Genomic DNA, 19973 nt, shown 5'->3' with positions numbered 1-19973 from the left:
TCAGCCTCGTCCAAAAAAATGCTATAATTAACTTTTAGTTAGAAAGGAGTGTTCATTCATGGCATTCGATGGATTATTTACAAGAGCAATTACACATGAAATTGCAAATTCTCTTCAAACAGGAAGAATTTCAAAAATATATCAACCCTCAAAATATGAAGTTTTATTACATATTCGAGCAAACGGAAAAAACCAAAAGCTAATTCTTTCATCTCACCCTACATATGCGCGTATGCACTTAACAAATCAAAACTACAATTCACCAGCGCTACCGCCGATGTTTTGTATGCTTCTTCGCAAACATTTAGAAGGCGGATTTATTGAAAAAATTGAACAAATTGACTTAGAACGTATTATTCAAATTACAGTCCGCAGTCGCAATGAAATCGGTGACGAATCAGTAAAAACATTAGTAATCGAAATAATGGGACGACACAGTAATATTATCTTAGTAGATACGAAAACAAATGTTATTTTAGATAGCTTAAAACACGTTTCTTTAGCGGTAAACCGACATCGTACTGTATATGCTGGAGCTGAATATGTTGCCCCACCGGCACAACATAAAGTTAATCCGCTTCTTATCGAAACAGAAGATGATTTTATTAAACCGCTAGACTTTTTATCTGGCAACATGGACAAACAACTTGTCGGAGCATTCATGGGAATTTCCCCATTATTTGCAAAAGAAGTTGTAAAAAAAGCAGGTATGGCAAATGAAAAAGCATTATCTGAAGCTTTCTTCAGCTTGCAAAAACCTTTGCTAACACATCAGTACGTGCCAGCAATGATAACAGCAAATGGAAAAGAGTTCTTTTACCTATTCCCTCTTTCTCACTTACAAGGAAACGAAAAAACATTTTCATCTGTTAGTGAATTATTAGATCGTTTCTTCTTTGGTAAAGCAGAGCGCGATCGTGTAAAACAACAAGCTCACGATTTAGAACGCTTTATGCAAAATGAAAAAACAAAAAACGAAAAGAAGCTAATTAAACTAGAAAAAACATTACAAGATGCCGGAAAAGCAGATAAATATCAACTATTTGGAGAGCTACTTACAGCCAATATGTACGCTTTGAAAAAAGGTGATAAAGAGATAGAAGTCGTTAACTATTACGACGAAAATGGTGGGACTGTAAAAATCACATTAAATCCTTTAAAAACACCATCTGAAAATGCACAACGCTATTTCCAAAAGTACCAAAAAGCGAAAAATTCAGTTGCTATTGTAGAAGAACAAATCGTAAAAACAAATGAAGAAATTCTTTATTTCGATAGCTTACTTCAACAAATGGAGGTTGCTTCTTCAAAAGATATTGAAGAGATTCGTGAAGAACTGACCGAAGAAGGTTATGTACGTAATCGTAAGAAGAAAAACACAAAGAAAAAACCGACAAAACCAGTATTGGACAAATATTTAGCTAGTGATGGCACAGAAATTTTCGTCGGAAAAAACAATAAGCAAAATGATTATTTAACAACGAAATTCTCCCGTCGTGATGAAATTTGGTTACATACGAAAGACATACCTGGGTCCCACGTTGTCATTCGTTCTCTTGAACCTACGGAAGAGACTTTACAAGAGGCCGCTAAAATCGCTGCTTATTACAGTAAAGCAAAAGATTCTAGTTCTGTTCCTGTAGATTTCACAAAGGTACGCCATGTCAAAAAACCGAGCGGTGCAAAACTTGGATTTGTTACATATGACAATCAACAAACATTATATGTAACACCAGATGCTGACATCGTAATGAAATTAAAAGCTTAAATACTTAAAAATGCGTTGCTAGCAAGCAACGCATTTTTCTATGTTATCTTATATCTTTCGTATGAAGCTCCTATACGTCTCATCGTTCCATTATTTTCATCAGTAGCGATTGCTTTAACTTTACTTTCTTTTTCTTTAATCCATGCAATCTGTCACTTTCTTTAACAATATATTGTCAAAAAAAATTGACAATATATTTTCATATTTGTATAAGTTTTTTTACACTCCCTACTGATTATTTAAGCAATCAGGCTTTTACGGGCAGCCCGCCCCCCACAAATAGCAGGATAAATTTTTGATTTCCCCTAATATATATATTTTGGCACGCTACTTGCTTTATTCAATACTGTGAAAAGGGGGAATTAACATGACTTTAAGAATTAATAAAATCCAAAATCAACTAAAAAACTATGAAATTGACGGATTACTTATTACAAAAAAAGAAAATCGCCAATATGCAACAGGCTTTACAGGTAGTGCTGGCGTCGTCTTAATCTCTGCGGATAACGCTGTTTTTATAACGGATTTTCGCTATGTAGATCAAGCGAAATCACAAATAAAAGAAGCTGAAATTATTATGCATAAAGGAAATCTAGAAAAAGAAATCGCAAATCAAGTATCAAAATTAAACATTCAAAAACTTGGAATTGAAGAAAATAACATGACATTGCAACAATATAAGAACTTACAAAAATATATACATGCGGAAATGGTGCAGGTGTGCGAAATCATTGAAGATATTCGTATCATTAAAGACACGCCTGAAATAGAAACAATGAAAATTGCAGCTAATATTGCTGACGAAGCATTTCACCACATTCTTCAATTTTTAAAACCAGGAATAAGTGAGACCGATGTCCGAGATGAATTAGAATTTTTCATGCGAAAAAAAGGAGCTACATCCTCATCATTTCAAATCATTGTAGCTTCTGGCGTTCGTTCTTCTCTTCCTCATGGGGTTGCATCGAATAAAATAATCGAACATGGCGATATCGTTACATTAGATTTCGGTGCACTTTATAACGGGTATTGTTCCGATTTAACACGTACTGTAGCAATCGGCGAACCATCAGAAGAATTTAAAAAAATATATAATGTTGTATTAGAAGCATTAAAGCGTGGAACTAAAGCCATTAAACCTGGAGAAACTGCAAAAAGTATCGATGATATAACGAGAGATTACATTACAGAACATGGATACGGTCAATATTTTGGCCACTCTACTGGTCATGGTCTTGGGTTAGAAATTCATGAACCTCTCCGTCTATCCCAAGAAAGTAAGGCTACTTTAGAAGAAGGTATGGTTGTTACAGTTGAACCAGGTATTTATATACCAAACTGGGGCGGGTGTAGAATTGAAGATGATATTGTCATCACAAAAGAGGGCTATGAGGTTATTACAAAGGCAAATCGGGAACTAATTGTCATTCCCTGTTAAAAATCATGAACTTTTTAACAGGAGTTTTTTCATAACTACTTTAAGTGGTTTCACGTATTTGAAGATGAGATCAACCATCGCGGACAAATTCGTTTAATTAAAAAGATGCAAAAAGCTCATTCAGTAAAGTAAGAAAATGCCACCGAATAAGGTGGCATTTTCTTTTATTCATTAACGAATAACTTTTCGTATACTTTTTTAGCGACTACCGCTACCGATATTAAAATGCATATTAAATATAGCAATTTCGCAATAAATAACCACCCTTGAAACATTACAATTCCATCTATTATCTCATTTCCTTTCAATAACAAAAACGGAATCGTGCTAATTATAATGACAAACTCGATGCTGAAAACAATTTTCTTTTTTCGACTATATGCTTTCCATTCATCCCAGCGATACATAGGAGCAAAAATCAATACCCCTATACATAATATTACTGGTACCCATTCACTTTTAAGAAATTGCCCCGAAATAACTGATAATATTAAACAACCGAGCACACCATAATACCCTATTTTCTCTCTCATTCGTACTCCCCCATTCTACTCCTCCTTTAATATGTAACTTGCTATTCTTATCATGACTCTTAGAAAAATAACGACTACAATTACAAGATAAAGACCTTTCGCAGAAGACATCCAATCTTGAAAAATAGACATTTTCTCCATTTGCTTTTGGCCCTCTATTAAAATAACCCCTACGACAAATGAACAAACAACAATGATACCTATCATAATTCTAATACTTTTCTTACCATGTTGTTTCATGTCATCCCAACGATATAACAGTATAAAAACAAACCCGAGAACAGGTATGATACTTATCCATTCATTGTTTGTAAGCATATTTAAAATGATTAATAGACTACAAGATATGATAAATCCCCAAAATCCAATTTCTTTGCGCATAAGTCCTCCCTTAATTCCATTTTTAGGATTAATTGTATTGTAACATCCATTTATTGTTCTTACCATTACAGTACATGAAATTTCACTTTTTTTCTTTTTCCTATACTCACATACTTTCACAGCTTCCATACAATGAACTACACGAATGCCTAAAGGATGTGAATGTTATGGGAGTTGAATTAACGCTTTTACATGCTCTCTATATTCTTTGTTTACTCACTATTATTACCTTTTTTATTTTTAGAAAAGATACGACGATCATTTGTATCGTTTTTATCTTTTTATTAGCATTAACCGCTACAAGTTCTATCCCTCTTGCCATTAGTGGTATCTTTCAAAGTTTCATTTACGCCATTACCGAACTATTACCAACTATATTAATCATCTCCATTATCGTATCAATGAGCAACCTACTCGTTCATACCGGCATAAATGATACGATGATTTCACCATTTACAAAGATGATTCGTACACCTGCACATGCCTACTGGATTATCGGTCTTTTAATGATGACAATTTCCTTTTTCTTTTGGCCTTCTCCGGCTGTCGCCTTAATGGGAGCTATTTTATTACCTGTCGCTGTACGCGTCGGTCTTCCACCAATTGGAGTTGCCATTGCTATGAACTTATTCGGACACGGCATCGCCCTATCTGGTGACTTCGTAATTCAAGGTGCACCGAAATTAACTGCAGATGCTGCTGGTCTTCCTGTTTCCAGCGTTGTTTCAGCCAGTGTTCCCCTCGTTATTGTTATGGGTATTGTGACAACTTCCGTCGCATTTTTCTTCTTACGAAAAGAATTTCATACAGGCTTATCTATACAAGAATCTATTCCATCAACTGAGTCTTCTAAAACGCTCACTTCATTATCTCCTCAGACAAAAAAATGGCTCGCTATTTGTATTCCGATCGTATATGCCATAGATATTCTTTGCATGATTCAATTTAAACTACAAGGAAGCGATGCAACTGCACTTATCGGCGGGACGACTGTTATTATGATTATCATCATTTCTCTCATCGCCTACAAAAGTAATGGACTGAATAAAACGACCGATTATTTTATAGAAGGGCTCCAATTTGGATTTAAAATCTTTGGTCCAGTTATCCCAATTGCTGCACTCTTTTATTTAGGAGATAGCGGCTTTGTGAAAATTATCGGGGACTATTTACCGAAAGGTTCACATGGAATCATTAACGACTTAGGAATCGCCTTATCTCAAATTGTTCCTTTAAACCAATATGTATCGGCAGGAACATTAACTATCGTTGGTGTCATAACAGGCTTAGATGGATCTGGCTTTTCCGGTATATCACTTGCTGGTTCGATTGCCAATCTTTTCGGAACAGCACTTGGGCATGGAACAGCTACATTAACAGCACTTGGGCAAATTGCAGCAATCTGGACTGGCGGTGGCACTTTAATTCCTTGGGCGCTTATTCCTGCCGCTGCCATATGCAAAGTAGATCCGTTTGAACTTGCGCGCCGAAACTTTTTACCAGTTGTGATTGGCTTAATCGTCACCACGATCGTTGCGATTTTTATTCTATAGCGTAAGCGAGTATTCTCTTGCTTACGTTTTTCATTGTGAAATCAATCATTTATTACTGACTTTCAAAAGGGATTATGTATATGTTAGCGAAGTTATATTAGGAGAGTATTTATTTCAAAACGTTTACGAGAAACAGATTACTTCAATTAGAAAAGGGGACATAACTATGAATGAATTGATTTTTGTCTTATTAATTTGTCCATTACTTATCTTTATCGTTTCTGTTATTGGAACACGTAGAACGAGAACGTACTATGTAATGCCAATTGTAACGTTTGCTAGTTTTTTAATAGTAGGTGCTATCGCCTTCCCTCCAAAGTTTTTCTTTTGGGTCGGTATGTATAGTATCTTCTCATTTATTATTTCTTATATGACTCTATTGTTTGTGAGAGGATATGAAGTTGCAGAAAACAATAAGTAGTTATTAGTGAGGAGATTGTACTATGATTTTCTTTGATATCGATGGAACTTTACATAAAATTTTAGCAATGATATAAAAAAGACGACCACGTTCCCCCGCGGTCGTCTTTTTTCGTGTTACGCTGTAATCCAAGCTTCATTTGCTGGATTTTTACGCCACTCTTGTAATTTTTTCGTTTCAGCTTGTCCGATCATACCTTTTTCTGCTGCAACTTCAGTTAATGCACTGTAATCACTTAAAGAATATGATGCTACGTTTGCTGCTTCTAGTTTCTCTTTTCCTGACTCAAGCTCGTATGTGAAGATTGATACGATTCCTAATACTTCACAGCCAGCTTCGCGAAGTACTTCTACACATGTAATTGCACTACCGCCAGTTGAAATTAAGTCTTCTACTACTACTACTTTTTGACCTTTTTCAGCTTTTCCTTCGATTTGGTTCCCTTTACCGTGACCTTTTGCTTTACTACGCACGTAGCACATTGGTAAATCCATACGATCACTTACCCATGCAGCGTGCGCAATACCAGCAGTTGCTGTTCCTGCAATAACTTCTACAGTTGAGAAGTGCTCTTTAATTAACTCTTCTAATCCAGCTGCAATCGCTTGGCGTACTTTTGGATAAGATAAAGTTAAACGATTATCACAATAAATTGGTGATTTTATACCAGAAGACCAAGTAAATGGGTCATTCGGTTGTAAAAATACTGCTCCAATTTCTAATAAATGCGATGCGATTTCTTTTTTCATACTGTTACACCTTCCCACTGTTGTTTTACTGTTTTATACGCTTCAAGCGGATTTTCTGCTTTTGTAATACTACGTCCAACTACGATGTAGCTTGAACCAAGTTCCCTCGCACGTTTCGGTGTTGCTACGCGCACTTGGTCATTTACATCATCGCTTGCAAGACGAATCCCCGGTGTTACTGTTACAAATTCATTTCCGCATACTTCACGTAATTTTGGTACTTCAAGTGTTGAACAAACAACTCCATCAAGTCCACTTTCTTTCGTTAATTTTGCATAATGAGCAACCGCTTCTTCTAACGTTTTCTCAATGCCAATCTCTTTTTTCATCATAGCTTCCGAAGTGCTTGTTAATTGTGTAACTGCAATACAAATCGGTCTCTCTTTTCCTTCTTGCTTACCTTCCTCTAATCCCTCAATCGCAGCTTTCATCATACTGCTTCCCCCAGCAGCATGAACATTTACCATATCTACATCTAGACTAGCTAGGCTACGCATAGCGCTTTTTACCGTATTCGGAATATCATGAAGTTTTAAATCTAGGAAGATTTTATGTCCTTTTTCTTTTAAGTACGTAATAATTGCAGGACCTTCTTTGTAAAACAACTCCATACCAACTTTGACAAATAACTCTTCCCCTTCAAAGTGGTGTAAGAATTGTTCTACCTCTTGTTTCCCTGGAAAATCTAGTGCAACGATTAACGACTGTGACATGTTTGCTTCCAGCTCCTTCCTTGACATTCCGAAATATGATCAAATCCTAATTCATCTAGTAATGCAGGTAATTCTTCAATAATTGTTGGACATACGAAAGGATCGATAAAGTTCGCCGTTCCAACTGCGACCGCGCTTGCGCCCGCATAGAAGAATTCAATTACATCTTCCGCTGTTTCAATACCACCCATTCCGATGATCGGAATGTTAACCGCTTGACTTACTTCATGTACCATACGAATTGCTACTGGCTTAATCGCAGGCCCTGATAGTCCGCCCGTACGGTTTGCTAAAATTGGTTTTGCAGTTTTTAAATCTAGACGCATACCAAGCAATGTATTAATCATCGTTAAACCGTCCGCACCCGCATTTTCAATTGCTTTTGCAATTTCCACAATGTTTGCCACGTTCGGTGACAATTTCACATATACCGGTACTTCAGAAACCTCTTTTACTCGCTTCGTTAAATCAGCAGCAATTTCAGGATTTGTACCAAAAGCGATACCACCCGTTTTTACGTTTGGACAAGAAATATTTAATTCTAGCGCATGAACATTAGGTGCCTTTGAAATCGCCTTCGCAACCGCTACGTAATCCTCAGCTTGTGAACCCGCAACGTTTGCAATAATCGGAAGATCAAATTGCTCGAGAAAAGGTAATTCAGAATTCATTACCTTTTCTAATCCAGGATTTTGAAGCCCGATTGCATTTAGCATTCCGCCTGGTGTTTCAGCAACACGAGGCGTTGGGTTTCCATAACGAGGTTGTTTTGTTGTCGCTTTAATCATAATTGATCCAAGTACACTTAAATCATAGAACTGTGCATACTCACGACCAAATCCGAAGCAACCAGATGCTGGGATGATTGGATTTTTTAATGATAACCCTGGTAATTCAACTTGCAATCTGTTCATAGTACAACCTCCCCGATTGGAAATACTGGTCCGTCGCTACACACCTTCTTGTAAGAATGTCCACTCGGATCTGCTTGCAAATGGCATACACATGCGAAACATGCTCCGATACCACAGCCCATACGTTCTTCTAATGAAATGTAGGCTTTTCTCTCCTTATAGCGTCCTTCTAATGCACGAAGCATCGCTAAAGGTCCACATGAGTAGAGAATGTCAAAGTCAATTCCATAGCTATCGATTACATCTGTTACAAACCCTTTTGTACCATGTGTACCATCAACTGTTGCAACATACGTATCACCAAGTTCTGCGAATTTCTCTTCATAGAAGACAACATCTTTCGTTTGGAAACCTAAGATGTGAATAACGCGTACTCCTTTTGCTACAAGACGCTGTGACAATTCATATAGTGGTGGTACACCAATTCCCCCACCAACTAATAGAGCCGTTTGTCCAGATTCCGCTTCTTCTACAGGAAATCCATGACCAAGTGGTCCTAACACATCTACAAGTTCACCTTGTTTTCTTTTCGCTAATGTTTTTGTCCCTTGTCCTTCCGCACGATATAGCATTGTAAATTCGTTCTTGTCTTGATCGACATTACAAATACTAATTGGGCGGCGCAGAAGGGGCGTAATGCCCTCTGCTACCTTAATGTGTACAAACTGCCCTGGATCGTTCATTTGCTGCACTAAATCCCCTTGAAGCACTAATTCGTAAATGTTTTTTGCGATTTCTTTTTGGTTAACGACGATCATATTTTGCTTTTGCATCATGCATGTACCACCTCGTGACGCTTCGTTTGCGTAATTTCTTTCATTGAATGAGCTGAGAATGTCATAGATTCTAATACTCTCAAGATTGCTCTCGTTGTATCAAGTGATGTTAAGCAAGCCACACCATTTTCTACTGATTCACGGCGAATGCGGAAACCATCACGCGCTGGTTGTTTTCCTTTTGTTAATGTATTGATTACAAACTGCGCTTTCCCTTGACGGATAATATCAAGTAAGTTGTAGTCTTCAGAATCAATTTTGTTTACAACTTGCACCGGAATGTTTTGTTCTGTTAGCGATTGTGCTGTTCCTGCTGTTGCTAATAAGTTATAGCCGATTTCATGGAAGCGTTTTGCAATTTCCAGCACTTCTTCTTTATCTTTATCCGCTACAGTGATGATTACTGATCCGTGCGTTGGAATGTTAATTCCTGAAGCAACAAGTCCTTTATATAATGCTTTTTCAAGCGTTAAATCTTTACCCATTACTTCCCCTGTTGATTTCATTTCAGGCCCTAATGTTGTATCAACTGAGCGTAGTTTCGCAAATGAGAATACCGGTGCTTTTACATACACTTCCTTCTCTTCTGGGTGATAGCCAGTTCCATATCCTTGTTCTACAAGGTTTTGACCTAAAATAACTTTCGTTGCGATATTTGCCATCGGTACGCCTGTAATTTTACTTAAGAATGGTACTGTACGGCTCGCACGTGGATTTACTTCAATTACATACACTTCATCTTTGAATACTACAAACTGAATGTTTAGTAATCCAACAATGTTTAAACCTTTTCCAAGCCCAATTGTATGTTCAATAATTTGTTCTTTTAGTTTTTCAGATAAGCTCTGTGGTGGATATACTCCAATTGAATCCCCAGAGTGAACTCCAGCGCGTTCGATATGTTCCATAATACCTGGAATGAATACATTCTCACCGTCTGAAATTGCATCTACTTCAATTTCTTTACCAACCATATAACGGTCGATTAATACTGGGTGATCTGCGTGAACTTTAACCGCATTTTTCATGTAGTGCAGTAATTCTTCTTGACGATATACGATTTCCATTGCACGTCCACCTAGTACGTAAGATGGTCTTACTAATACTGGGTAACCAATTTTGTCAGCGATCGCTACTGCTTGCTCTACAGTCGTTGCTGTTTTACCAACTGGTTGCGGGATACCAAGCTTTGTTAAAGCTGCTTCAAACTTATCACGATCTTCTGCACGGTCTAAATCTTCAAGTGATGTTCCTAAGATTTTTACACCGTGTGCTTCTAATTTAGCCGCTAAGTTAATTGCCGTTTGTCCACCGAATTGGACGATAACACCTTCTGGCTTTTCTAAATCGATAATGTGCATTACATCTTCGATTGTTAATGGTTCAAAGTATAATTTGTCAGAAATACTGAAGTCTGTTGAAACTGTTTCTGGGTTGTTATTAACAATGATTGCCTCATATCCAGCTTCTTTTATTGCCCATACAGAGTGAACTGTTGCATAATCAAACTCAACACCTTGACCAATACGGATTGGACCAGATCCTAGTACAACTACACTCTTACGATCTGTTACAATCGATTCATTCTCGTCACCATATGTGCTGTAGTAGTATGGTGTTGCAGATTCAAACTCTGCCGCACAAGTATCTACCATCTTATAAACAGGAGTCATATTGCTTTCTTTACGCATATCGTAAATTTCACGCTCTGTTTTGTTCCAAGCATTGGCGATGTAATGGTCACTGAAGCCCATTTCTTTAGCAGATTGTAACACTTCCATATTTCCTACATTCGCTTTTACTTCGCGTTCCATGTTTACGATATTTTCAATTTTTTGTAAGAAGAAGAAGTCCATTTCACACCATTCGTTGATTTCTTCTTTCGTTACACCTTGACGGATTGCTTCTGCTACAACGAACAGACGCTCGTCATCAGCTTTTATAATACGCTTTTTCATCGTTGCTTTATCAAGCTCTTTTAAGTGGTCTAACTCTAGGTGATAAACGCCAAGCTCTAAAGAACGAATCGCTTTTAATAATGATTGTTCTAAGTTACGTCCGATTGACATAACTTCACCAGTTGCCTTCATTTGTGTACCAAGTGTTCTGTTTGCTGATTCAAACTTATCAAATGGCCAACGTGGAATTTTTGAAACAACATAGTCTAATGCTGGCTCGAAGCAAGCATATGTTTTTTGTGTTACTGGGTTTATAATTTCATCTAATGTTAAACCGACTGCAATTTTCGCCGCTAACTTCGCAATTGGATATCCAGTTGCTTTAGATGCTAGTGCAGACGAACGACTCACACGCGGGTTTACTTCGATTACATAGTATTGGAAGCTATGTGGATCAAGTGCAAGCTGAACGTTACATCCACCTTCAATTCCTAATGCACGAATAATTCTTAATGAAGTGTTTCGTAACATTTGATACTCACGGTCACTTAATGTTTGGCTCGGTGCTACAACGATAGAATCACCTGTGTGAACCCCAACCGGATCGATATTTTCCATGTTACATACTACAATCGCGTTATCATTCGAATCACGCATTACTTCATATTCAATTTCCTTACAACCGGCAATACTCTTTTCTAATAAACATTGTGTTACTGGACTATGTTTTAATCCACCTGATACGATTTCAATTAGTTCTTCTTCATTATTACAGATTCCGCCACCTGTTCCCCCCATTGTAAATGCTGGGCGAACAATAACTGGATAACCAATTTCTTTTACAAATTCATGTGCTTCTTCCAGCGTATGAATAATCGTGCTAGATGGAATTGGTTCATTTAATTCCTGCATTAATGTACGGAATAAATCACGATCCTCGGCTTGCTCGATTGCTGATAATTTTGTTCCTAAAATTTCAACTCCGCACTCTTCAAGTATGCCTGATTTCGCAAGTTCAACAGCCATGTTTAGGCCTGTTTGACCACCTAATGTTGGTAGGAGTGCATCTGGACGTTCTTTACGAATGATACGGCTTACGAATTCTAATGTTAATGGTTCTATATATACTTTATCTGCTGTTGCAGTATCTGTCATAATTGTTGCTGGGTTAGAGTTAACAAGGATTACTTTGTAACCTTCTTCTCTAAGAGATTGACAAGCTTGTGTACCAGAGTAATCAAACTCTGCTGCTTGCCCAATTACAATTGGTCCTGATCCGATTACTAAAATTGTGTTAATGTCTAGGCGTTTTGGCATAACTCTTCCCCTTCTTTCTTGAAGTTTTCAATCATTGCTAAGAAATCTTCGAATAAATCATTTGCATCTTCTGGTCCTGCAGAAGCTTCTGGATGGTATTGCACTGTAAATGCTGGGAACTTTGTATGACGAAGACCTTCTACTGTTCCATCATTTAAAGCAACATGTGTAATTTCCAGTTCTGTATTTCCAACTGATTCTTCTTCTACTGCGTAACCATGGTTTTGAGATGTAATTGCTACTTTTCCAGTTGCAAGATTTTTTACTGGATGATTTAAACCACGGTGACCGAATTTTAACTTACTTGTATTCGCACCAGATGCCAGGGCGAACAATTGATGTCCTAGGCAAATCCCGAATAAAGGAACTTTACCAATAATTTCTTTTAACATTTCAATTGCTTCTGGTACATCTTTTGGGTCCCCAGGTCCATTACTTAACATAATTCCATCTGGGCTAAGGCGTAGAATTTCTTCTGCTGTTGTATTGTAAGGTACAACAATTACATCACAATCACGCTTATTTAATTCTCGTAAAATACCATGTTTCATTCCGAAGTCTACAAGTACAACTCGGTGTCCACGGCCTGGACTTGGATATGGATCTTTTGTTGATACGCGTTTCACATGATCTGTAAAGACAGTTGCTTTCAATTGGCTAACGATGTCCTCTACATCCACATCCATATTGCAAAGACGTCCGCGTAAAGTTCCATATTGACGAATTTTTCTTGTTAATTTTCTCGTATCAATTCCTGCTAATCCTGGGATATTTCTTTCTTTCAAGTAATCATTTAGCGAAATTTCATTACGGAAGTTTGATGGGTGATCACAAATTTCGTTTACGATTAAACCATTTACAGATGGGTGAATTGATTCAAAATCATCACGGTTAATGCCGTAGTTTCCGATTAATGGATACGTAAATGTTACGATTTGACCGCAGTATGATGGATCAGATAAAGTTTCTTGATATCCAGTCATCCCAGTTGTAAATACAACCTCACCTGACTTTTCTATTTCTCCTCCGAAACCTTTTCCAATTAATACTGTTCCATCTTCTAAGATAAGTTGTCTTTTCATACTAATGCACTCTCCTTTTGCCATGCGATCTTACCACCAACGATTGTCATAACCGGCCAACCTTGGCATTTCCAACCTGCGAATGGTGTGTTTTTTCCTTTTGATAAGAATGTTGTTGGATCAATTTCTTCTTCTTGTTCTAAATCGATAATTGTAATATCAGCTTTTCTACCTTCTGTTAGGCGCCCTGCTTCTAAACCGAATGTGTCAGCCGGTTTTTCTGTTAAGAATTGAATCAGTTGCTCTAATGTAATGATTCCTTTTTTCACAAGGTTTGTATATAAAAGCGGGAATGCTGTTTCAAAACCAGTAATTCCGAACGGTGCTCTTTCAATCCCTTGCGCTTTCTCTTCTGCAGTATGCGGTGCATGGTCAGTTGCGATCATATCAATTGTTCCATCTAATAGTCCTTCAATTAACGCTGCATGATCTTCTTTTCCTCGAAGCGGTGGATTCATTTTAAAGTTAGGATCAGCCGATGGGATATCATCTTCACATAATACTAAGTGATGCGGTGTTACTTCTGCTGTCACCTTAATTCCAGCACGTTTCGCGTCACGGATTACACGTACAGATCCTTTTGTACTTACGTGACATACGTGGTAGTGACAATTTGCAGCTTCCGCAAGTAAGATGTCCCGGGCAATATGTACGGATTCACATACTGATGGGATACCGTTTAATCCGTGTTTCTCAGAAAACTTCCCTTCATGTACACATCCTTTATTAATAAGTGTGTTCTCTTCACAGTGTGCAACAACTGCCATATTTAATTTCGATGCACGCTTCATTGCAGCTAACATCATGCTTGCATCTTGCACGCCTACGCCATCATCAGTGAAAGCAAACGCTCCAAGTTCTTTTAACGTTTCAAAATCGGTCATTTCAGAACCTGCTTGACGTACTGTAATTGCTCCATATGGTAATACATTTACATGTGCTTTTTCTTTAATACGCTTTTGCAGGTCTTCCATATGTTCTTTACAATCTGGTACTGGGCGTGTGTTTGGCATTGCGCAAATTGTAGTAAATCCACCTTTTGCTGCTGCAAGTGTTCCTGTTTCAATTGTTTCTTTATGTTCACCACCTGGTTCACGAAGATGAACGTGTACATCTACTAATCCAGGTGCGATTAACTTTCCATTTACATCGATTACTTCAGCATTATCTGCCGTAATATTTTCTGCTACCTTCGCAATTTTACCGTCTTGTACGAGAAGATCTGTTGCTACGATTGTTCCTTCTGCATTCATATAACGACCATTTTTAAACAAATAATTCATGTTTCATTCCTCCTAATACATTTGGTAATGCGCGTTTTAGTACAGCCATTCTTACGTAGACCCCGTTTTCCATTTGCTTGAATATGCGTGAGCGTTCACACTCGACAAGTTCACTCGCAATTTCAACATCACGGTTTACAGGGGCTGGATGCATAATAATGCTTCCTTCTTTCATACGTTTTTCTCTTTCAACTGTTAACCCATGTTGCTCGTGATACTCTTTCATAATGTCTGTTTCATAATGGTCATGACGCTCATGTTGTACACGAAGTAACATCATCACATCCACTTCTGGAACAAGTTCATCTAAACTCTTGTACGTTCCAAATGTGTTCTCTTCATCTTTCCACTCTTCTGGGCTTGCAAAGTAAATTGTCGCGCCCAGTTTCGTTAATGCTTCTGCATTAGAACGTGCTACTCGGCTATGACGAACATCCCCAACTATTGCAATCTTCAAACCTTCAAATCTTCCAAACTCTTGTTTAATTGTTAGAAGATCGAGTAGACATTGCGTTGGATGATTTCCACATCCATCTCCAGCGTTCAAGATTGGGATATTCACCTGATCTTTTAATTCATCGAAGTAACGATCTTGCTCATGGCGGATGACTACCGCTTTTGTTCCGATTGATTCTAGTGTTCTTATCGTATCGTATAAAGTTTCTCCTTTTTGTACGCTAGATGCATCTGCGGAAAAGTCTAATACTTCAAGTCCTAATCTCTTCTCAGCAACTTCAAAGCTAAATCTCGTCCTCGTACTATTCTCAAAGAACAAGTTCGCAACAAATGTTTGCTCTGTCGTTTTTCTCTCTTTTCCATTCGCGAAATCTTCTGCGTCTTTTAGGATTTCTGAAATTTCTTGTTCCGATAATTCACTCATCGTTAACAAATGGCTCATCGTCATCCCTCATCTTTCTGTTTTTTATGATAACACCATTGAATTTATATAACAATAACTGTATAAAAATACCCTAGTCTTTGAGACTAGGGTGCGTTAAAGTAGCCACCCTTTTCTATCTCACAGGACTGAATTAAAAGGTTATTTTTATGAAGCAATCTGCTTAGATTGTTTGGTTTTATTTGTTTGTTTTGTCTCTGGTAGTAGTAGATTTAATAGTACACCTACAATTGCTGCTAGCGCCATTCCTTCTACTTGGAACGATTCACCTACGTGCAGTACCGCTCCGCCAATACCGATTACTAGTATAACTGATGCAATCATTAAGTTTCGTTTGTCACCTAAGTCTGTTTTATCGTCTACCATCATACGTAAACCACTTGATGCGATTACACCGAAGAGTAAGATTGATACACCACCCATAACTGGTGTTGGAATCGAATGAATCAGTGCTGAAATCTTCCCGATAAATCCAAACATGATTGCGAACACTGCTGAACCGATGAATAAGTATACACTGTATGCTCTCGTAATTGCTAGCACACCGATGTTTTCACCGTACGTTGTATTCGGTGGTCCTCCTATTAGTGATGCGATCAATGTTGCTATCCCATCACCGAAGATTGAACGATGTAAACCTGGTTTTTCAATTAAATCTCTTTTAATAACATTTCCAAGTACAATTTGATGTCCGATATGTTCTGAAATTGTTACAAGTGCAACTGGCACCATTAAGAGTACAATTTTCCATGAAAACTCCGGAGTATATGTTACAAACGGTACTGTGAAGTCTGGTATGACAAACCATTTTGCCTCAGCTACTGGCTTTAAATCTACTAGCCCTTGGAAGTAAGCGAATATATACCCGCCGATGATTCCAAGTAGCACTGGTATGATACTGAAAAATCCTCTCCCGAATATGGAGCAAATGATTGTAATTGCTAATGTTACTAATGCTACTGAAAAGTGTGTAATGCTATACTTACCATCCGCACCGTTCATCGCCATGTTCACTGCTGTATGTGCTAAAGATAAACCGATTACCATTACGACTGGTCCAACTACGATTGGCGGAAGTAATTTCATAATCCATTCTGACCCAGATTTCTTAATTCCGAGTGAGATTAAGATGTAAACAAGTCCCGCAAGCATTCCTCCAAGCATCGCTGCTCCAGGTCCACCTGCTGTTTTTGCTGTAATAATTGGTGCAATAAAGGCGAATGATGATCCTAAATATGCTGGTACTTGACCTTTCGTTATTAGAAGAAACGCTAGCGTTCCTAATCCACTTGATATTAAAGCTACTGATGGATTCAGTCCTGTTAAAAACGGAACAAGCACTGTTGATCCAAACATCGCGAACAAATGTTGTATACTTAATAATAACCATTTTCCCGGTTTCGGTACTTCATGAATGTCTAACACTGGCTTTTGCTCCATTGTTACATCCTCCTTCAGTTTTGATTTTTGCAATAAAAAAACTCTTTGTGCCTGTGCACAAAGAGTCCTACACTTTCGTATGCCAAATTTGACATATGAAAGCCAAGACCCTTTGGCAGCCTCACAGGACTACATTTAAAAGGGCTTTACTTATCGTATATGCTTACTCGATCTTGTTGATCTGTCTCTTGCAAATCAACTTCGATACGCTCTTCACTAGATGTTGGAATGTTCTTTCCTACATAATCAGCGCGAATTGGTAATTCACGATGACCTCTATCAACAAGAACAGCTAATTGGATTTGTGATGGTCTACCTAAATCCATAAGAGCATCCATTGCTGCTCGAACTGTTCTTCCTGTATATAACACATCATCCACAAGGATAACTTTTTTCTTCGTAATATCTACAGGAATATCAGAACCTTTTACAAGTGGTTCTTTATGTTTCGATTGTAGTGTTAAATCATCACGATACAACGTAATATCTAACTCTCCTACTTCCATCTCTTTTCCTTCAATTTGACCAATTCGTTCTGCCAAACGTTGTGCAATAAAAATTCCACGTGTTTTTATTCCGACAAGAACACAATTATCGACACCTTTATTTCGTTCCACGATTTCATGACTAATTCGTGTTAAAGCGCGGCGAATCATTTGGTCATCTAAAACGACAGCTTTCTCTTGCATGCTCTACACCTCCAAGTTTTTTTCTTGCGTGAGAGTAATGGTATAAAAAAAGTCCTCTCAGCGTGTGCGAGAGGACTTTTGAAAAAAGGGTACAACATACCCTAAGTATTTCAAACCGTTACCTTCTCAACCTCACGGGGCTGTGTTAAAGGATCATTATTTAACTGTTGTCAGTATCTCAGTTTTCTTATGATTTGTCAATACTATTTCCGTAAAATATTTAGCGCTTCTTCAAACACTTCTGGAATCGGTGCCTCAAACTCAATATATTCACCAGTACGAGGGTGATCGAAACCTAAAATCCCTGCATGAAGTGCTTGTCCATTCATATCTAATGTTTTCTTCGGACCATACTTTGGATCCCCTGCAAGTGGATAACCAATATATTTCATATGAACACGAATTTGGTGTGTACGTCCCGTTTCTAAGCGGCATTCTACAAGTGTGAAATCCTTAAATCGCTCTAACACTTGGAAATGTGTAACTGCATTCTTACCATTTTCATCAACAGTCATACTTTGACGTTCTTTTTTATCACGACCAATTGGAGCGTCAATTATTCCTTTATCATGTGGAATTACACCATGTACAATCGCTTTATAACGTCTTGTTACCGTTTTTGCTACAAGTTGATTTACAAGTGATTCATGCGCCATATCATTTTTAGCAACCATTAATAATCCAGATGTATCCTTATCAATACGGTGTACTATACCAGGACGCATTACACCGTTAATACCTGATAGGTCTGTACATTGATGCATAAGTCCGTTTACAAGCGTACCCTTCGTATGCCCTGGTGCTGGATGTACTACCATGCCACGCGGCTTATTTACAACTAGTACATCGGCATCTTCATAATAAACTTCTAAATTCATATCTTCCGGTTGAATATCTAACTCTTCTGGCTCGGGAATTGTTACTGTAATTTCATCATTTCCTTTTACTTTATAATTCCCTTTAACTGATTTTCCATTTACTGTCACAACAGCATCTTTAATCCATTGCTGCACTTGTGAACGTGACCATTCACTGTTTATTTCTGCAACGAATTTATCAATTCGCTCGCTTTTTTGTTCTTCTGCAACTGTTACTTGTACTACTTCACTCATTCAATTACTCCTTCGCTTTCTTTCCTTCTAATACTGTTTGAATAATAATTAATACAACTCCAATACATAATGCTGAGTCAGCTATATTGAATACCGGATAGTTGTACGAGAAAATATACACGTGAATGAAATCCACTACTTCTTGTCTAAATACACGATCAATAAAATTGCCAATTGCTCCGCCTAAAATTAGACCTAATGAAATACCTAGAAGCTTGTCCGTTTTCGCATATTTTTTCATATAAAATACGATAAATGCTACGAAAATGACTGTAATAATGTAGAAAAACCACATTTTATTTTCTAAAATACCCCAGGCAGCTCCTCTATTTCGATGAGATGTTATGTATAATACATTATCGATAATCGGAATGCTCGTACCCAATTCCATGTTCTTTACAATTAGCCACTTCGATATTTGATCGATGGCAATGACAAATAACGCTATTACATAATATATCATTTTCATTTCCCCCACAAAGACAGTGTACCTCAAAATTTTAGCATAGCTGCTACCTTTTCACAATGAACCTTTGTAGAAGAATAAAATAAATTAAAAAAAGGTAACATAATATCGTTGTGCGTATTCATACATTTACCTTTTCACAGAAAAATTCATGAATAGTACGAGCAGTCGGCATTGTTTTCATTTGTTTTGTAGAAATCGCTCTTCCAGTTTCTTCACAAATACCGTACATATCTATTTCCATTTTAAACAATGCACGTTCTACATCTTTTAAATCCTCTTTTATATCATGTAATAGCAATTTTTTCTTTGTCTCTTCCTTTATTTCGTATCCAAGTTCTTGCCCAAATTCCATATAGTATGTGTGCATTACTTCTTTCGCCAATCTATCTTGCAACTCTTTTCTCATCAATTGCAATTCTTCTTTTATTTCCATATAAATTTCATTCACGTGTACATTCCTCCCAGCTGCAATGTACAATTAGTGTGTCCGAAATTTCCACGCTTACCTCACACACATTTTTCCTTCATAGGAAAGAGAG

The 19973-nt window shown here is 37.5% G+C and carries 19 protein-coding genes; 4 read left to right on the top strand and 15 right to left on the bottom strand.

The features are described 5' to 3' along the window. Positions 1-58 precede the first annotated feature (58 nt). Both SB773_RS10060 and SB773_RS10055 read left to right on the top strand, forming a co-directional pair. The gene (locus SB773_RS10060) at positions 59-1768 is read left to right on the top strand and encodes an Rqc2 family fibronectin-binding protein (RefSeq protein ID WP_410589749.1); all 1710 of its coding nucleotides are present in this window, start codon (positions 59-61) and stop codon (positions 1766-1768) included. A gap of 367 nt (positions 1769-2135) precedes the next feature. Further along, positions 2136-3206 (top strand): M24 family metallopeptidase, encoded by a 1071-nt coding sequence (locus SB773_RS10055; protein WP_410589747.1) that lies wholly within the window; start codon positions 2136-2138, stop codon positions 3204-3206. Between the two features lie 164 nt (positions 3207-3370). On the opposite strand, the gene SB773_RS10050 is transcribed toward SB773_RS10055, so the two are convergent. Both SB773_RS10050 and SB773_RS10045 read right to left on the bottom strand, forming a co-directional pair. Next, on the bottom strand, positions 3371-3739 hold the full coding sequence (locus tag SB773_RS10050; protein WP_410589745.1) for a YoqO family protein: 369 nt from the start codon (positions 3737-3739) through the stop codon (positions 3371-3373). Positions 3740-3754: 15 nt separating this feature from the next. Then, positions 3755-4186, bottom strand: a complete 432-nt coding sequence (locus SB773_RS10045; RefSeq protein ID WP_410589743.1) for a YoqO family protein — start codon at positions 4184-4186, stop codon at positions 3755-3757. Positions 4187-4287: 101 nt separating this feature from the next. Here SB773_RS10045 and SB773_RS10040 point away from each other — a divergent pair, with 101 nt between their 5' ends. Together SB773_RS10040 and SB773_RS10035 are read left to right on the top strand one after the other, a co-directional pair. Beyond that, positions 4288-5673: a hypothetical protein gene (locus tag SB773_RS10040; protein ID WP_410589741.1), complete on the top strand. Its 1386-nt coding sequence runs from the start codon at positions 4288-4290 to the stop codon at positions 5671-5673. 166 nt (positions 5674-5839) lie between these two features. Then, complete coding sequence (locus SB773_RS10035; RefSeq protein WP_002033769.1) at positions 5840-6094, top strand: YbeF family protein; 255 nt, start codon at positions 5840-5842, stop codon at positions 6092-6094. A 116-nt stretch (positions 6095-6210) separates the two neighbouring features. On the opposite strand, the gene pyrE is transcribed toward SB773_RS10035, so the two are convergent. The 13 genes from pyrE to SB773_RS09970 form a co-directional block, all read right to left on the bottom strand. Next, the gene (pyrE, locus tag SB773_RS10030; RefSeq protein WP_410589739.1) at positions 6211-6843 is read right to left on the bottom strand and encodes an orotate phosphoribosyltransferase; all 633 of its coding nucleotides are present in this window, start codon (positions 6841-6843) and stop codon (positions 6211-6213) included. Next, positions 6840-7556 (bottom strand): orotidine-5'-phosphate decarboxylase, encoded by a 717-nt coding sequence (pyrF, locus tag SB773_RS10025; protein ID WP_000083510.1) that lies wholly within the window; start codon positions 7554-7556, stop codon positions 6840-6842. Before pyrF ends, pyrE begins: the two co-directional genes overlap by 4 nt. Next, positions 7541-8470 (bottom strand): dihydroorotate oxidase B catalytic subunit, encoded by a 930-nt coding sequence (gene pyrD / locus SB773_RS10020; RefSeq protein ID WP_410589737.1) that lies wholly within the window; start codon positions 8468-8470, stop codon positions 7541-7543. Before pyrD ends, pyrF begins: the two co-directional genes overlap by 16 nt. Continuing rightward, positions 8467-9246, bottom strand: coding sequence for a dihydroorotate oxidase B electron transfer subunit (pyrK, locus tag SB773_RS10015; RefSeq protein WP_002088239.1), 780 nt, complete (start codon positions 9244-9246; stop codon positions 8467-8469). The genes pyrD and pyrK overlap by 4 nt, the downstream gene beginning before the upstream one ends. Next, on the bottom strand, positions 9243-12461 hold the full coding sequence (gene carB / locus SB773_RS10010; protein ID WP_410589734.1) for a carbamoyl-phosphate synthase large subunit: 3219 nt from the start codon (positions 12459-12461) through the stop codon (positions 9243-9245). The genes pyrK and carB overlap by 4 nt, the downstream gene beginning before the upstream one ends. Then, the gene (locus SB773_RS10005; RefSeq protein ID WP_002111416.1) at positions 12446-13543 is read right to left on the bottom strand and encodes a carbamoyl phosphate synthase small subunit; all 1098 of its coding nucleotides are present in this window, start codon (positions 13541-13543) and stop codon (positions 12446-12448) included. Before SB773_RS10005 ends, carB begins: the two co-directional genes overlap by 16 nt. After that, the gene (gene pyrC, locus SB773_RS10000; RefSeq protein WP_002165153.1) at positions 13540-14826 is read right to left on the bottom strand and encodes a dihydroorotase; all 1287 of its coding nucleotides are present in this window, start codon (positions 14824-14826) and stop codon (positions 13540-13542) included. Before pyrC ends, SB773_RS10005 begins: the two co-directional genes overlap by 4 nt. Further along, positions 14810-15724, bottom strand: coding sequence for an aspartate carbamoyltransferase (gene pyrB / locus SB773_RS09995; protein WP_002128846.1), 915 nt, complete (start codon positions 15722-15724; stop codon positions 14810-14812). Before pyrB ends, pyrC begins: the two co-directional genes overlap by 17 nt. Before the next feature lie 147 nt (positions 15725-15871). Beyond that, positions 15872-17164: a uracil permease gene (uraA, locus tag SB773_RS09990; protein ID WP_002014712.1), complete on the bottom strand. Its 1293-nt coding sequence runs from the start codon at positions 17162-17164 to the stop codon at positions 15872-15874. 146 nt (positions 17165-17310) lie between these two features. Next, the gene (gene pyrR, locus SB773_RS09985; RefSeq protein WP_001156489.1) at positions 17311-17853 is read right to left on the bottom strand and encodes a bifunctional pyrimidine operon transcriptional regulator/uracil phosphoribosyltransferase; all 543 of its coding nucleotides are present in this window, start codon (positions 17851-17853) and stop codon (positions 17311-17313) included. Between the two features lie 203 nt (positions 17854-18056). Beyond that, positions 18057-18965, bottom strand: coding sequence for an RluA family pseudouridine synthase (locus SB773_RS09980; protein ID WP_410589730.1), 909 nt, complete (start codon positions 18963-18965; stop codon positions 18057-18059). 4 nt (positions 18966-18969) lie between these two features. Continuing rightward, positions 18970-19428 (bottom strand): lipoprotein signal peptidase LspA, encoded by a 459-nt coding sequence (gene lspA / locus SB773_RS09975; protein ID WP_002128849.1) that lies wholly within the window; start codon positions 19426-19428, stop codon positions 18970-18972. Between the two features lie 124 nt (positions 19429-19552). After that, the gene (locus SB773_RS09970) at positions 19553-19882 is read right to left on the bottom strand and encodes a TraR/DksA C4-type zinc finger protein (protein WP_044442869.1); all 330 of its coding nucleotides are present in this window, start codon (positions 19880-19882) and stop codon (positions 19553-19555) included. Positions 19883-19973 lie beyond the last annotated feature (91 nt).

Origin of the sequence: Bacillus sp. SIMBA_074 (assembly GCF_046534555.1) — a bacterium.
GTDB lineage: Bacteria > Bacillota > Bacilli > Bacillales > Bacillaceae_G > Bacillus_A > Bacillus_A mycoides.
This window is presented reverse-complemented; position numbering and strand designations above follow the sequence as displayed.